Below are 15,962 nucleotides of genomic sequence, written 5' to 3'. Positions count from 1 at the left end.
CTAACGTGGCCGGGCCTGGGTGTTCAGGAGAGAAATGTCGATCGCGGCGGACAACACGACGCGCCTTTGGGCGCTCGTCGCCAGGGAGTTTTGGCGCAAGACGCGCCGGCGCCTCCGCGCCGGCCCGATCTATCGTTGGCGCTACTCCGGGCGCACGCCCGAGCGCGTGCTGATCGCCCCTCCCGACCTGCGCCTCGCCGATCCGCAGATCGCGCTCGAGATCTACTACGGCCGCTTCCCGCTCTCGGGCCACCTGGTCGAGACCGGCGGCCAGTCGCCCTTCCTCGTCGAGGTGCCCAATCGTGGCTGGCAACGCAGCCTGCACGGCTTCCGCTGGCTGCGCCACATGCGTGCCGCAGGTACCGAGCTCGCGGCGGCAAACGCCCGCGCGCTCGTCTCCGACTGGATCGCCATGCACGGCAACCGCATCGCGGGCGTCGCCTGGGAGCCGGCGACCACCGCCAAGCGCATCATCGCCTGGCTGCAGCATTCGTCCGTCGTGCTGCAAGGCGCGGAATTCGCCTTCTACCGCGCCTTCCTGCGCTCGCTGGCGATGCAGATTCGCTACCTGCGCTCCATGGCTCGCGAGATGCCCGACGGCAAGGACCGGCTCAGGGCGCGGGTAGCGCTTGCCTTCGCCGCGCTTTCGCTGCCCGTGCCGTCCACCGCCCTGCGCTCGGCCACCCGCAACCTGGCCGACGAACTCGACCGCCAGATCCTGCCCGACGGCGGCCACGTGTCGCGCAATCCGATGGTGGTGCTCGAGATCCTGGCCGACCTTCTGCCGTTGCGCCACACCTACGCCAACCAGGCGGAGCAGCCGCCGGCCGCACTGATCCACGCGGTCGACCGCATGCTGCCGGCGCTGCGCTTCTTCCGCCACCAGGACGGAAGCCTGGCCCGCTTCAACGGCATGGGCGCTACGATCCAGGATCGCATCGCGGCGATCCTTCGCCACGACGACACCGGCGGCTCGCCGCCGCTGCACGCCACCCACTCGGGCTACGAGCGCCTGTCCATGGGCGGCACGACCGTCATCGCCGACACGGGCACGCCGCCGCCGGTCGAGGTGTCGAACCACGCCCATGCCGGCTGTCTCTCCTTCGAGATGTCGTCCGGCCGCCAGCACTATATCGTCAATGCCGGCATCGACACCTACGGCGTCGCGGACTTCCGGCCGCTGGCCCGCGCCACCGCCGCGCATTCGACCGTCACCATCAACGACACCTCGTCGGCCAGCTTCGCGCACTCGCAGCGCCTCAGCGACCTGCTCGGCAGCCCCCTGGTCGGCGGACCGCGCTCGGTGCCCTGCCAGCGCACCGACAAGGCCGGCATGCAGGGCTTCATCGCCAGCCACGACGGCTACGCCCAGCGCTTCGGCCTCCACCACGAGCGCGAAATTTCGCTCTCGGCCGGCGGCAGCATCCTTTCGGGCTGCGACCGCATCCTTCGTTCCGGCGGTTCGCAATCGAGGCGCAACGGCCCCGAGGCTGTGGTCGTCCGCTTCCACGTCCATCCCGACGTCCAGCTCTTCCGCGACCAGAAGGAGCGGCTGGTGCTGACCGGTCCCGACCTGGACACCTGGGTCTTCGTCTCGCCCGACGTGCCGGCCGATGTCGAGGAGTCGATCTTCTTCGCCGGCCTGGCCGGGCCGCGCCGCAGCCGCCAGATCGTGCTGTCCTTCCGGGCTTCGGAAATTTCGGAAGTGCATTGGCAGTTCTCGCGCACCCGCATCATCAGCCGGGTCGACAGCCCGCGCGGCTGAGCGCACACCGCTCGCCCGCCATAGGCGGAAAGCGGCCGAAGCGACGGGTCGCGCCTTGATTTCCGGGCCTCATGTGCTAGGCCGCCCGCGAGAGACGCATCTTCCCAACCCAGCCGTGAAAGGCCCCTCGCATGGCCGTCGTGTCAAAGAAGATTCCAGCCCCCGATCTCGTCCCCGTGCGCCGCGCGCTGCTGTCGGTCTCCGACAAGACGGGCCTGATCGATTTCGCCCGGAGCCTCGCCAACATCGGCGTCGAGCTGGTCTCGACCGGCGGCACGGCCAGGAGCATCGCCGCCGAAGGCATCGCCGTCCGTGACGTCTCCGAACTCACCAACTTCCCGGAAATCATGGATGGCCGCGTCAAGACCCTGCACCCCTCAGTGCATGGCGCGCTGCTCGGCGTCCGCGACGACCCCGAGCATGCCGCGGCCATGGCCGCCCACGGCATCGAGCCCATCGACCTGGTGGTGGTGAACCTCTACCCCTTCGAGGAAGTCCGCAACTCAGGCGGCGACTACGCCTCGATCGTCGAGAACATCGACATCGGCGGCCCCGCCATGGTGCGCGCCTCGGCCAAGAACCACGCCTATGTCGCCATCGTCACCGATCCGGCCGACTACAAGCAGGTGCTCGACGCCATCGTCGCCAACAACGGCGCCCTGCCTCTCGCCTTCCGCAAGAAGCTCGCCGCCAAGGCCTTCGCCCGCACAGCGGCCTATGACGCAGCCATCTCCGGCTGGTTCGCCGACGCGCTCGAGATCGAGAACCCCGACTGGCGCGCCTTCGGCGGCCGCCTTGACAGCGTCATGCGCTACGGCGAGAACCCACACCAGTCGGCCGGCTTCTATCTCAGCGGCGACAAGCGCCCCGGCGTCGCCACCGCGACCCAGCTGCAGGGCAAGCAGCTCTCCTACAACAACATCAACGACACCGACGCCGCCTTCGAGCTCGTCGGCGAGTTCGATCCGGTCCGCACGGCTGCGGTCGCCATCATCAAGCACGCCAACCCCTGCGGCGTTGCCGAGGGAGCGACGCTGAAGGCAGCCTATGAGAAGGCGCTCGCCTGCGATCCGGTCTCGGCCTTCGGCGGCATCGTGGCTCTGAACCGCATCCTCGACGCCGAGGCCGCCGAGGAGATCGTCAAGATCTTCACCGAGGTCATCATCGCGCCCGGCGCCACGCCCGAGGCACAGGCCATCGTCGCCGCCAAGAAGAACCTGCGCCTCTTGGTTACCGGCGGCCTTCCCAATCCGCACGCAGCCGGACTTGCGGTCAAGTCGGTGGCAGGCGGCCTGCTCGTGCAGTCGCGCGACAACGCGGTCGTCGACACTCTCGACCTCAACGTCGTCACCAGGCGCGCGCCCAGCCAGCGCGAGCTGGAGGACCTGAAGTTCGCCTTCCGCGTCGCCAAGCACGTCAAGTCGAACGCCATCGTCTATGCACGCGACCTCGCCACAGTCGGCGTCGGCGCCGGCCAGATGAGCCGTGTCGATTCGGCCCGCATCGCCGCGCGCAAGGCGCTCGACGCCGCCGAGGCAGCCGGTCTCGCCGAGCCGCTGACCAAGGGGTCCGTGGTCGCCTCCGACGCCTTCTTCCCCTTCGCCGACGGGCTGCTGTCAGCCGTCGAGGCGGGCGCCACCGCCGTCATCCAGCCGGGCGGCTCGATGCGGGACGACGACGTCATCGCCGCCGCCGACGAGCACGGCATCGCCATGGTCTTCACCGGGGTGAGGCACTTCAGGCATTGAACTGCCTACCCTCCCCCTTGTGGGGAGGGTCGATCCGCGAAGCGGAGCGGGGTGGGGGTCCAGAAGCGAATTCACCCCCACCCGGCTCGATGCGCTCGCCACCCTCCCCACAAGGGGGAGGGTATCTCACTCCGCCTCGTCCGCCGGATAGGGCGTGCCCAGAAGCACCAAGAGCCCGCCGAGCAGGAACAGGATGATCATCGCCATGCCGAGCCGCGGCGAGCCGGCCGCGGCCGTCACGCTGGCGACCAGGAACGGCGCGAGGAAACTCGTCGCCCGGCCCGACAGCGCATAGATGCCGAAATAGCGGCCGGCCTCGTCGGCCGAGACGCTGCGCGCCATGTAGGAGCGCGACGAGGCCTGCACCGGACCGAAGGCGATGCCGACGAGCAGGCCGAAGGCGATGTAGGCCTTTTCCGCCGGTGTGGAGAACAACCCCGGCCCATCGGCGCCCGGCATCTGCCAGAGGCCGAACAGCGTGTAGCCCGGTCCGGTCGAGACGATGCCGATGGTGGCGAGCGTCAGCAGCACCAGCGACATCACCACCACCGCTTTCGACCCCAGCGCCGTGTCGAGCCGGCTGGCGACCAGGCAGCCGAAGATGGCAATGACGTTCAGGATGATGCCGTAGATGCCGATCTCGGTGATGGTCCAGCCGAACATCGCCGCTGCAAAGGCGCCGCCAAGGCCAAGCAGCGCGTTGACACCGTCCTGATAGACCATGCGCGCGATCAGGAAGCGGAAGATGCCGCTGCGCTTGCGCACCTCGCGGAGCGTCGACTTGAGCTCCGCCAGCCCCTCGCGCACCGCCGGGCCGATGGCCATGCCCTTGCCGCTGTCGGGGGTGAACAGGAACATCGGCAGGATGAAGATGAAGTACCACAGCGCCGAGATCGGCCCGGTGGCGCGGGCATCCTCGCCCAGCCTGGGGTCGATCCCGAACAGCGGGTCGGCACCGACGATGGTCTTGCCGGTGTCGGGCGAGCCGGCGAGGAATGCCACCACGAAGATCAGCACGATCATGCCGCCGAGATAGCCCAGGCCCCAGGCGATGTTGGAGACCTTGCCGATCTCCTCCTTCGACACCAGCCGCGGCATCATCGAATCATTGAAGACGATGGAGAATTCCGCCGCCACCGATGCGAGAGAGAACAGCAGCACGACCGGCACCAGCGCCGACCCGGGCTCGGCGAACCACAGCATGCACAGGCTGAATATCTTGATGGCGGCGAAGCAGCCGATCCATGGCTTGCGCGGGCCGGTCTGGTCGGCGATCGAACCCAGCACTGGTGACAGGATGGCGATGACCAGGCCGGCCGCGGCAATGCCGTAGCCCCAGGCCGCCTGCCCCATCGCCGGATCGGTGGCCATGCGCGAGACGAAATAGGGTCCGAAGATGAAGGTCGTGACCACGGTGAAGAAGGGCTGGGCGGCCCAGTCGAACAACATCCAGCCCCAGATGCCGCGCCGGGGCGTGCGCCCGGCAACAATCGTCTCAGCCATGGTCCCTCCACGAACGCGGCCGCCCCGCGCCGGATACGTTCCTAGCGCCGCAGGCTTGCACGATCCTGGACGAAGAGGCCCGCCGCGGCAACCGCGGCAGGCCAAATGGGCAGGCGGTCACCTCGCCGAGAGGTCGCTCATCAGGCCGGCAGCCACCGTCAGCCGCGACACGCTGATGTCGCCGCCCTCGGTCAATGCCTGCAGCCTCTCGCGGATGCGGCCGATGCGCTCGCCACCTGCCTCGAGCCATGCCGTCACAGGATCGGCGGCACTGCCGAAGCCCGTCAGCGTGGCGACGGCGATGCCCCGGCGCGCAGCGCCGATGGTGTCGGACGCCCGTGCCAGCGCCATGCCCTCGTAGTAGTCGGCAGTGGAGATCGCCTGTGCGGCATCCTCGATGCGCGGGATGCGGAACGCCTCGCTGACGCCGAAGAACGCCCTCGCGGCGGCGACGATGTCGGCGCCGGCGGTCTTCGCCACCAGGGCGATGTCGGGGACCAACTCGCCCACCTCGAGCAGCGACAGCCGCTCGGCGAGCTTTTCCGGTGCGCCGGCGGCGGCAAAGCCCGCCTTGCGGCTCTGGATGCGGTCGCGGGTGAAGCCAGGCAGCATACCCTCGAACTTGTGCTCGAGTGCCGTGCGCGCCTGCCGCAGTTCCTCGATGCGACTCACCAGCGGGGCGTCGCCGTGCTCGTTCCTGAGGTACCAGCCGCTGGTGGCAAACAGGAGGCGGCTCACCGCCTGATAGAGGTCGAGCTGGGTCAAGCCGTCGACGACGTTGTCGAGTGCGTCGATCTCGGCATAGAGCGCCGGCAGCGCGAAGCCGTCGCGCACCACCGCAAACACACGCGCCACATCCGCCGCCGTCCGTCCGCTCGCCTCCTGCAGGCGGTTGACGAAGGACGGCCCGCCGCGATTGACGAGGTCGTTGACGAGCACGCGCGTGATGATCTCGCGCCGCAGCCGGTGGCCGCCGATCTCGACATCGTATTTCTTCGCCATCCGCTCGGGGAAATAGCCCATGAGGTCGCGCGCGAGATGCGCATCGTCGGGCAAATCGCTGGCGATGATATCCGAGAACAGCACGATCTTGGCATAGGCCAAGAGCACACCGAGCTCGGCCCGCGTCAACGGCTCGCCGCGCGCCTGACGCTCGGCAAGTGCTGCGGCACTCGGCAGGTTCTCGACCCCGCGGTCGAGCAGGCCACGCCCTTCGAGCGTGCTCATGAACCGGCCCTGATGCGCGATGTCCTGCAATCCGCGCCGCTGCGCCAAGGACAGCGCGAGCGTCTGCTCGTAGTTGTTGGCAAGCACCAGGCCGCCAACTTCCTCGGTCATCTCGGCCAGCAGCTTGTTGCGGGCCGGACGCTGGAGCGACCCCTTCCGCATCGCAGAAGCCAGCGCGATCTTGATGTTGACCTCGACGTCGGAGGAATTCACGCCGCCCGAATTGTCGATGGCGTCCGAGTTGCAGCGCCCGCCCTTGAGGCCGAACTCGATGCGCGCCCGCTGCGTCGCGCCGAGATTGGCGCCCTCGCCGATCACCTTCGCGCGCAGCTCGCCCGCGGTGACGCGGATGGCGTCGTTGGCGCGGTCGCCGACTTCCTGGTTGGTCTCGCCGATCGCCCGCACATAGGTGCCGATACCGCCGAACCACAGCAGGTCGACCGGCGCCTTGAGGATGGCATTCATGATCTCGGTCGGCGAGGCCGAGGTCTTTTCGAGGCCGATGGCGGCTGCAGCCGCCGGCGACAGCGTCACCGACTTCTGCGACCGCGACACGATCGTGCCGCCCGACGAAAGCTTGGACTTGTCGTAGTCCTGCCAGCTCGAGCGCGGCAGGGCGAACATGCGCTTGCGCTCGGCAAACGACGCTGCCAGGTCCGGATCCGGATCGATGAAGATGTCGCGGTGGTCGAAGGCGGCGATCAGCCGGGTCTGCTCGGAGAGCAGCATGCCGTTGCCGAACACGTCGCCCGACATGTCGCCGACGCCGACGACGGTGAAGGGCGAGGTCTGGATGTCGCGGTTCATCTCGCGGAAATGCCGCTTGACCGCCTCCCAGGCACCACGCGCGGTGATGCCCATCTTCTTGTGGTCGTAGCCGGCCGAGCCGCCCGAGGCGAAGGCATCGTCGAGCCAGAAGCCGTGACCTTCGCTGATCGCATTGGCGGTGTCGGAGAAGGTGGCCGTGCCCTTGTCGGCGGCGACGACGAAGTAGGGATCGTCGACGTCGCGCCGTATCACGCCGGCGGGCGGCACCACCTTGTCGCCGTCGAGATTGTCGGTGATCGACAGCATCGACGACACGAAGTTGATATAGGCCGCCTTGCCGGCCTCGAAGACGGCGTCACGGCTGCCGCCGACGGGCAGGCGCTTGGGGAAGAACCCGCCCTTGGCGCCGACCGGCACGATGACCGCGTTCTTGACCTGTTGCGCCTTCACCAGGCCAAGCACCTCGGTGCGGTAGTCCTGGGCGCGATCCGACCAGCGCAGGCCGCCGCGGGCGACCGGGCCGAAGCGCAGATGCACGCCCTCGACCTCGGAGCCATAGACGAATATCTCGCGCCACGGGCGCGGCTCGGGCAGGCCGTCGACGCTGCGCGAATCGAGCTTGATCGCCAGCGACTGGCCACGCTCCTTCTTGCCGGCGACGAAGTGGTTGGTGCGGAGCGACGCCTCGATCAGGTTGACGTAGCGCCGGATGATGGTGTCGTCGTCGATGTTGGGCACGCCTTCCAGCGCGTCCTTGATCTTGGCCTTGAGATGCTTGGCCGTGACCAGCCCGTCCTTCTCCTGCGCCGGGTCGAGTCGGGCAAGGAACAGTTGGTGCAGCCCGCGCGCGATGTCGGGATAGCGGTTCAGGGCTGCCGCGATGAAATCCTGGCTCTGCGGAATGCCCGCCTGCTGCAGATAGCGGCCATAGGCGCGCAGGATGACGATCTCGTTGGAACCCAGCCCCGCCGTCTGGGCAAGCGCATTGTAGCCGTCATTGTCGGCATCGCCGTTCCAGACCGAAAGGAACACCTCCTCGAACAGCGCGCCTCCATCGTCGAGGTCGATCGGCTGGCCGTAGGCGTTCTCCAGCTCCATGTCGTGGATGAATATCTGGTCTTCGCCCTTCTCGCCGAGCTCGAACGTCCGCTCGCTGATGACGCGGAAGCCCATGTTCTCGAGCAGCGGCACGCGCCGCGACAGCGCCACCGGCGCGGCGTGATGATAGATCTTCAGCGACGCCTGTTCCGGCGCCTGGCCGGTATCGCGGTAGCAGTCGATGACGATCGGGTTCGAAGGACCGATGCTGGCGATGCGCCCGGCGTCGACCAGTGCCGCCGCCGGCGAGAAGCTGTTCTGGTAGTCTTGCGGGAAATGGTTGGCGAGGCTGACGAGCGAGGCGGGGGAGCCGGCCTCGGCGGAAGCTTCGCGCAGTCCGTCCTCCCAGGTGCGAACCATGTCGCGGATCGCCGCCTCGATGGTCGATTGCTCGACCTTGGGCGTCTTGCCGCCGGAGCGGCCGATGATGAAGTGGACGCGCGCCAGCCCGCCCTCGGGGAAGGCCGGGTAATAGGCCGACAGCCGGCCCTCGAACACCGTCTTCAGATAGGCGCCGATCTTCTCGCGCACGACCGAATCGTAGCGGTCGCGCGGCACGAAGACGAGGACCGAAACGAAGCGGTCGAACTGGTCGACGCGCACGAGAGCCCGCACCCGCGGCCGCTCGATCAGGCCGAGGATCGCCTCGGAATGCTTGCGCAGCGTCGGCACGGCGACCTGGAACAGTTCGTCGCGCGGATAGGATTCGAGCACGTTGGTCAGCGCCTTGCCCGAATGGTCGGCGGGATCGAAGCCCGACTTGTGGATCACCGCCTCCGCCTTGGAGCGCAGGTAGGGGATCTTCATGACCGAGCGCGTGTAGGCGGTCGAGGTGAACAGGCCGACGATGCGCAGCTCGCCCGAAAGCTGGCCCTTGGCGTCGTAGGTCTTGACCCCGATGTAGTCGAGATAGGCACGGCGATGCACGGCCGACTTGGCATTTGCCTTGGTCACGATCAGCGGGTCCGGGCCATGCAGGAAGGCGCGGATCTCCGGCGTCGTCGAGGTTGCGTCGACGGTGTCGCGGCGCAGGACAAGCACGTCGGGGTCGGCGAGGATGCCGAGGCCCGGCTTGTCGGCGCGCTCCAGCGTGCCGCTCTTCTCACCGCCGGTATATTTGAACTCGCGCATGCCGAGGAAGGTGAAGTTGTCGTCGCGCAGCCATTCGAGGAAGGCGATGGCCTCGGTCACCGCGTTCTTGTCGAGCGGGATCGGCGCGTAGCGGAACTCGGAGATCGCCTGGTCGAGCCGCGCCAGCATGCGTTTCCAGTCGGTCACGGAAGCGCGCACCTGGCCGAGCAGCTTCTTCAGCCGCTCGCGCAGCGCTTCCGCCGCATCCTTGCCCTGGGCCGGGATATGCACGTGGATGACGCTGACCTTGTCGGCGGCCTCATCGCCCTTGTGGCTGCCGCCGTCGCTCAGGATCTCTTCGACGCTCGAGCGGCCATGGCGCACATGGATGACCGGATGGGTGACGAACACCGGCTCGCCCGCCGCGTCGGTGATTTCGCCGAGCACCGAATCGAACAGGAACGGCATGTTGTCGTTGACGACCGTCACCACCGTCACGGGCCGGCCGTGACGCACGAGGCCGGCCTCGGTCTCGATGTCTATGACCGAAGAGCCCTTGCGGTGCTTCATCACCGCCTTCTCTGCCAGTTGCGCCGCACGCTCCAGCATGCCGGGTTCGTAGTCGGCCACGTCTTCTGCAGGAGCGCGGGCAAGCAGCAGTTCGAGAAGCTGAGGCGGCCGGTTGGCGGATTTGGTGGATTGCGAAGAAGAAGAAGCGGCCTTGGCGGTCTTTGCCTTGGACTTCACGGATGCGGCCATGACGTCAGTATCTCCCGTCCCGTCATATATGCTTTTACGACTATCGTAGCAGAAGGCCTGCCGTTAGCGACAAAGGTTTGACGAAAGGTATGGAAAAATGCCTGCCCGATAGGCGCAACCTGCCTATTCGACAGGCTGACGCAGCGTCCGCAAGCAATGCCGCCACGCCAGGTTGCCGACAAAAGCGTCAGGATCGCGCTGCGATGGCTGCGGCCACTCTGCTGCGCTCACCCGATTCGCGATTCGCATCGCCCGCCTGCTACGCAGAAGCCGGCGTGCCTGGGCGGCCTTGAATCTGCTCGATCCGCGCAATCCGGGCTTGTCCATGACACGCTTCGGGCGGATGGTTGCGCTGCGCCGGCCGGAAGAACCGGCATGACGGCGCCAGGGAGGCAGGTCATGACCAAGTTTCTCTTCGTCTATCACGGCGGCTCGATGCCGCAGTCCGAGGAAGAAGGCGCCAAGGTGATGAAAGCCTGGACGGACTGGTTCGCCGGTCTGGGCGCTGCCGTCGTCGACGGCGGCGCGCCGGTCGGCAAGTCGCAGACGATCTCGCCGGGCGGTTCGGTGGCCAACGACGGCGGCGCCAACCCCGCAAGCGGCTATTCGGTCATAGACGCCAAGGACCCGGCCGATGCGGCGCGCATCGCCAAGGGTTGCCCGATCCTCGATGCCGGCGGCTCGATCGAGGTCGCACCCATCATCCAGATGTAGCTGCAGACAAAAAGGGCGCCTCCAGTGGAGACGCCCTTTCGAAGTTCCGGAGAGCCGAGGCTTATGCCGCGCCCTTCGACTTCTCGAAGCGCTTGCGCTCGTTCGGGTCGAGATAGAGCTTGCGCAGGCGGATGGTCTTAGGCGTCACCTCGACCAGCTCGTCGTCCTGGATCCAGGCGAGCGCGCGTTCCAGCGTCATGCGGATCGGCGGGGTCAGCTTGACCGCCTCGTCCTTGCCGGCGGCGCGTATGTTGGTCAGCTTCTTGCCCTTGAGCACGTTGACTTCCAGGTCGTTGTCGCGGCTGTGGATGCCGATGATCATGCCCTGGTAGACCTTGACGCCGGCGTCGATGACCATAGGTCCGCGATCTTCCAGGTTCCACATCGCATAGGCCACGGCCTCGCCCTGCTCGTTGGAGATCAGCACGCCGTTGGTGCGGCCGGGCAGTTCGCCCTTGTAGCCCTGATAGGAATGGAACAGGCGGTTCATCACGGCCGTGCCGCGCGTGTCGGTCAGAAGCTCTGATTGGTAGCCGATCAGGCCGCGGGTCGGCGCATGAAACACCAGGCGCTGGCGGTTACCGCCGGAAGGCCGCAGCTCGACCATCTCGGCCTTGCGCTCGCTCATCTTCTGCACGACGACCCCGGCATGCTCCTCGTCGACGTCGATGACGACTTCTTCGATCGGCTCCTGCAGTTCGCCATTCTCGTCCTTCTGCATGACGACGCGCGGACGCGACACGGCCAACTCGAAGCCCTCGCGGCGCATCGTCTCGATCAGCACGGCCAGCTGAAGCTCGCCACGGCCCGACACGAAGAACGAATCCTTGTCGGCCGATTCCTCGATCCTGAGGGCAACGTTGCCTTCGGCTTCCTTGAACAGGCGGTCGCGGATGACGCGGCTGGTGACCTTGTCGCCTTCGGTGCCGGCCAGCGGCGAGTCGTTGACGATGAAGGACATGGTGACGGTCGGCGGATCGATCGGCTGGGCATGCAGCGGCTCGGTCACGGCCGGGTCGCAGAATGTGTCGGCGACGGTGCCCTTCGACAGGCCGGCGATGGCGACGATGTCACCCGCCTGTGCTTCCTCGATCGGTTGGCGCTCGAGGCCGCGGAAAGCCAGGATCTTCGAGACGCGGCCGTTTTCGAGCAGCGAGCCGTCATGGTGAAGAACCTTCACCGCCTGGTTCGGCTTGAGGGTGCCGGATTCGATCCGGCCGGTGATGATGCGACCCAGGAACGGGTTGGCCTCGAGAATGGTGCCGATCATGCGGAACGGGCCGGGGTTAACGGTCGGCGCCGGAACGTGCTTGAGCACGAGGTCGAAAAGCGGTGCCAGGCCCTGATCCTTCGGGCCTTCCGGATTCTCGGAAACCCAGCCGTCACGGCCGGAACCATAGAGGATCGGGAAGTCGAGCTGCTCGTCGGTGGCGTCGAGGGCCGCGAACAGGTCGAACACCTCGTTGATGACTTCCTGGTGGCGGGCGTCCGGACGGTCGATCTTGTTGATGACGACGATCGGCTTCAGGCCGACCTTGAGCGCCTTGCCGACCACGAACTTGGTCTGCGGCATCGGACCTTCGGCGGCGTCGACCAGCACGATCGCGCTGTCGACCATCGACAGGATGCGCTCGACCTCACCGCCGAAATCGGCGTGGCCAGGGGTGTCGACGATGTTGATGCGGGTGTCCTTCCAGTCGACCGAGGTCGCCTTGGCTAGGATGGTGATGCCGCGTTCCTTTTCGATGTCGTTCGAGTCCATCGCGCGCTCGGCGACGCGCTGGTTCTCACGGAAGGAGCCGGATTGCTTGAGGAGCGCATCGACGAGCGTGGTTTTGCCATGGTCGACGTGCGCGATGATCGCGATATTGCGGAGGTTCATATGATAACTCGGGAGCGTTGCCGGCACAGCCTGTCGACGCGCCGCGTTTTCGGTTGGCGGGCTCATACAGGTTTTTTCGCAGGTGCGAAAGGGGGGCGGACAAATCGACTGAGATTCAGCGCGCCGGCAAGCTTACAAAATGTCGCCCCAGTCCGCCCGGCGGGCGCGCTTGAACAGGTCGCCGTCGCGCTTGGTCAGAAGCCGCTGTTCGGCCGAACCGTCGGCCAGGCAGAGCTTCACGTCAACCTTGCCCGAGCCGCCACGGGCCGGCGCAAGCACCCTGGCGTCGAAGGATTCGGCCGGCTGGCGGGCGGCCGCTACGAAGATGTACTTCTCGTCCTCCCACGGCACGTCGCCGCGCTTGGTCAGCCGATGCAGGCGCGAACGGGCTACGCGGCGCGAGAAATGGCACCAGTCAGGCTCGGCGAGCGGGCAAGGTTTTGAATGCGGGCAGGGAGCGACCAGATGCGCCCCGCGCTCGATCAGCAGCGCCCGTACCGCCATCACGCGCTTCCAGCCGGCGGGGGTGCCCGGCTCGACGATGACCAGCAAGCCGTCAGTCGCGGCCCAGAGCCTTTCCACCAGCGCCAGCCCCTCGGCCGGCGACAGTTCGTCCAGCACATAGGCGAGCGTCACTAGGTCGGCCTTTCCCGCGTCGATGGCCTTGCTGGCGTCGGCCGACGTCCACTCGACCCTCTCGAGCCCGGCATGGGCCGACAGGGATTCGCCAACTTTGCGGATCGAAGGGCTCGCCTCGAGCATCCGGGCCGACGCCAGCGACGGCCAGCAATCGGAGGCTGCCCAAAGTGCCGTGCCTGGACCGGCTCCGACATCGAGCAGGCTCTTCGGCGCGAAGTCCGGGATCAGTTCGGTAGCGCTTTCGAGGCTTGCCCTGACAGCGGCAAAGGTCGCCGGCAATCTTGTCGCCAGATAGGCACGGGCGAACATTTCGTCCGACAGGTGCAGGCGGCCGTCACGCAGCTCGGCGCGGTAGCGCTTAGACAGCGTGTCGGCAGCACGCTGCAACTCGGCGAGCGGCACGCCGTCCAGCGCCCGGTCGACCGCCGCCCGCAATGCTGCCGGTAGTTCCATATGTCATACCTCAACGGCCGCGATCTTTCGCACCCCCCTCTGCCCTGCCGGGCATCTCCCCCACAAGGGGGGAGATTGGCCGTCATCAGCGCTATCGCCCAGCAATTTCGCGAAGAAACGTCGGCGGCGAAGCTGCTGATCTCCCCCCTTGTGGGGGAGATGTCCGGCAGGACAGAGGGGGGTGGGAAGGAACTCAACCCCGCCGGATTGCCCCTTAAACCAACCCGCGCTTTTCCATCATCGCTTCCGGCGACGGCATCTTGCCGCGGAAGGCCTTGTAGAGCTCTTCCGGATCGGCGGAACCGCCGGCCGAATAGATGTGCTTGCGCAGCTTCTCGGCCATGTCGGCGTTGAAGGCGTCGCCCGTCTCCTCGAAGGCCGCGAAGGCGTCGGCGTCGAGCACCTCCGACCACATGTAGGAATAATAGCCGGCCGAATAGCCCTCGCCCGAGAACACGTGCAGGAAATGCGGGGTGCGGTGGCGCATGACGATCGCCTCGGGCATGCCGAGCTTTTCCAGCGTCTCGGCTTCGAAGGCAGCGGGCTCCGCCGGCGCGTCGGGACGCGCATGGTAGGCCATGTCGACCAACGCCGACGAAGTGAACTCGACGGTGGCGAAGCCGGCGCCGAAGGTCTTGGCTGACAGCATCTTGTCGAGCAGTTCCTTCGGCATCGGCTTGCCGGTCTTGTAGTGCAGCGCATGCTTTGCCAGCACCGCCGGCACCGTCAGCCAGTGTTCGTAGAGCTGCGACGGCAGTTCGACGAAGTCGCGGCTGACCGAAGTGCCCGAGACCGACGGCCAGGTGACATCGGTCAGCATGCCGTGCAGCGCGTGGCCGAATTCGTGGAACAGCGTCTTGGCCTCGTCGAGCGACAGCAGTGCCGCCTCGCCTTCCTTCGGCTTGGCGAAGTTCATGATGTTGTAGATGATCGGCGCGGCGCCGTGGCCCAGCTTGTAGCCCGACTGCAGTGAACTCATCCACGCGCCCGAGCGCTTCGAGGGCCGTGCGAAGTAGTCGGCCAGGAACAGGCCGCGCTTGCTGCCGTCGGCATTGAACACCTCGAAGACGCGCACGTCGGGATGCCAGGCGGCGATGCCGGGCACTTCTTTGAAGGTGATGCCGAACAGGCGGGTGGCGACGTCGAAGCAGGCGTCGATGATGCGCTCGAGCTGCAGGTACGGCTTCAGCTCCGCCTCGTCGAAGGCGTATTTCTCGGCGCGCAGCTTCTCCTGGTAGAAGCGCCAGTCCCAGGCGGCCAGCTTCTCGTTGCTGCCGGCGCTTGCTGCCAGGCGCTGCAGCTCGGCCTCGTCGGCCGCCGCCTTCTCGCGCGCCTTGTTCCACACCGGCTCCAGCAGCTCCATCACCGCCTTCGGTGTCTTCGCCATGGTGTCGTCGAGTTTCAGCGCCGCATAGCTCTCATAGCCCAAAAGCTTGGCCTTCTCGGCACGCAGCCGCAGGGTATCGCGCACGACAGCGGCATTGTCGGTCTCGCCGCCTGTTTCGCCGCGCCCGGCAAACGCCTTGAACGCCTTCTCGCGCAGGTCGCGCCGTTCGGAGAAGGTGGTGAACGGCTCATAGATCGAACGCGACAGCGTGACGGCATATTTGCCCTTCTGGCCGCGCGTTTCTGCAGCCTGGGCCATAGCCCCGCGCACGAACTCCGGCAGGCCGGCGAGATCGCCCTCGTCGAGGAACAGTACCCATTCCTTTTCGTCGGCGAGCACGTTCTGGCCGAACCTGGCGCCCAGCGACGCCGCTTCCTCGTTGATCGCCGCCAGCCGCTTCTTGCCCTCGGGGTCGAGCTTGGCACCCGAACGGACGAAGCCCTTCCAGCTTTTCTCCAGTACCCTCAGCGTCTCGGCATCGAGGCCGAGCGAGGCGCGGCGGGAATAGAGGTCGTCTATGCGCCCAAACAGCTTCTCGTTCATCGAGATTTGAGAGAAATGGCGGGCCATTTTCGGTGAAATCTCGCGCTCCATCGCCTGGATCGCGTCGTTGGTGTGGGCGCCGGCGCGGCACCAGAAGATCGCCGAAACGTGGTCGAGCGCCTCGCCTGCCAGTTCCAGTGCCTCCAGCGTGTTGGCGATGGTCGCCGGCTCGGCATTGTTGGCGATCGCCTCGACCTCGGCCGCATGCGCGGCAAGGGCTGCATCGAACACCGGTCCGAAGGCGCCGTCCTCGATCCTGGTGAAGTCGGGCAGGCCGAGCGGGCCGGTCCAATGGGTCAGCGGATGGCGCGCGAGATCGGTCGTGGCGGACATGAACAGCTTCCTTGATTGGCCTTGGGTGCGGACCGTCCCGATGTAGGGCTGCGACCGGGACTGCGCAACCGC

General features: G+C 66.9%; 8 protein-coding genes. 3 read left to right on the top strand and 5 right to left on the bottom strand.

All coding sequences use genetic code 11. The features are described 5' to 3' along the window. The first annotated feature begins 34 nt into the window (after nt 1-34). Nucleotides 35-1,765: a heparinase II/III family protein gene (locus tag PV773_RS10745; RefSeq protein ID WP_347966333.1), complete on the top strand. Its 1,731-nt coding sequence runs from the start codon at nt 35-37 to the stop codon at nt 1,763-1,765. 131 nt (nt 1,766-1,896) lie between these two features. Continuing rightward, on the top strand, nt 1,897-3,513 hold the full coding sequence (gene purH, locus PV773_RS10740) for a bifunctional phosphoribosylaminoimidazolecarboxamide formyltransferase/IMP cyclohydrolase (protein ID WP_347966332.1): 1,617 nt from the start codon (nt 1,897-1,899) through the stop codon (nt 3,511-3,513). A gap of 126 nt (nt 3,514-3,639) precedes the next feature. Here purH and PV773_RS10735 read toward each other — a convergent pair whose 3' ends face one another. Next, entirely contained in the window at nt 3,640-5,016 is a 1,377-nt protein-coding gene (locus tag PV773_RS10735) for an MFS transporter (protein ID WP_347966331.1), read from the bottom strand. A 117-nt stretch (nt 5,017-5,133) separates the two neighbouring features. Next, nucleotides 5,134-9,939 carry an NAD-glutamate dehydrogenase gene (locus PV773_RS10730; protein ID WP_347966330.1) on the bottom strand — a complete coding sequence of 1,602 codons (4,806 nt, stop codon included), beginning with the start codon at nt 9,937-9,939 and terminating at the stop codon, nt 5,134-5,136. Nucleotides 9,940-10,338: 399 nt separating this feature from the next. On the opposite strand from PV773_RS10730, the gene PV773_RS10725 reads away from it, so the two are divergent. Then, complete coding sequence (locus tag PV773_RS10725) at nt 10,339-10,653, top strand: YciI family protein (protein WP_347966329.1); 315 nt, start codon at nt 10,339-10,341, stop codon at nt 10,651-10,653. A gap of 61 nt (nt 10,654-10,714) precedes the next feature. Here PV773_RS10725 and typA read toward each other — a convergent pair whose 3' ends face one another. The 3 genes from typA to PV773_RS10710 form a co-directional block, all read right to left on the bottom strand. Continuing rightward, nucleotides 10,715-12,535 carry a translational GTPase TypA gene (gene typA, locus PV773_RS10720; protein WP_340038073.1) on the bottom strand — a complete coding sequence of 607 codons (1,821 nt, stop codon included), beginning with the start codon at nt 12,533-12,535 and terminating at the stop codon, nt 10,715-10,717. Between the two features lie 132 nt (nt 12,536-12,667). Then, on the bottom strand, nt 12,668-13,627 hold the full coding sequence (locus PV773_RS10715) for a small ribosomal subunit Rsm22 family protein (protein WP_347966328.1): 960 nt from the start codon (nt 13,625-13,627) through the stop codon (nt 12,668-12,670). 214 nt (nt 13,628-13,841) lie between these two features. Then, on the bottom strand, nt 13,842-15,890 hold the full coding sequence (locus PV773_RS10710) for a M3 family metallopeptidase (protein ID WP_347966327.1): 2,049 nt from the start codon (nt 15,888-15,890) through the stop codon (nt 13,842-13,844). Nucleotides 15,891-15,962: the final 72 nt, after the last annotated feature.

Origin of the sequence: Mesorhizobium sp. CC13 (assembly GCF_039907765.1) — a bacterium.
Lineage (GTDB): Bacteria > Pseudomonadota > Alphaproteobacteria > Rhizobiales > Rhizobiaceae > Aminobacter.
This window is presented reverse-complemented; position numbering and strand designations above follow the sequence as displayed.

Coding starts and splice junctions, on each gene's coding strand:
- PV773_RS10745 (WP_347966333.1), top strand. CDS start 35: ATGTCGATCGCGGCGGACAACACGACGCGCCTTTGGGCGCTCGTCGCC.
- PV773_RS10710 (WP_347966327.1), bottom strand. CDS start 15,890: ATGTCCGCCACGACCGATCTCGCGCGCCATCCGCTGACCCATTGGACC.
- typA (WP_340038073.1), bottom strand. CDS start 12,535: ATGAACCTCCGCAATATCGCGATCATCGCGCACGTCGACCATGGCAAA.
- PV773_RS10725 (WP_347966329.1), top strand. CDS start 10,339: ATGACCAAGTTTCTCTTCGTCTATCACGGCGGCTCGATGCCGCAGTCC.
- PV773_RS10735 (WP_347966331.1), bottom strand. CDS start 5,016: ATGGCTGAGACGATTGTTGCCGGGCGCACGCCCCGGCGCGGCATCTGG.
- PV773_RS10715 (WP_347966328.1), bottom strand. CDS start 13,627: ATGGAACTACCGGCAGCATTGCGGGCGGCGGTCGACCGGGCGCTGGAC.
- purH (WP_347966332.1), top strand. CDS start 1,897: ATGGCCGTCGTGTCAAAGAAGATTCCAGCCCCCGATCTCGTCCCCGTG.
- PV773_RS10730 (WP_347966330.1), bottom strand. CDS start 9,939: ATGGCCGCATCCGTGAAGTCCAAGGCAAAGACCGCCAAGGCCGCTTCT.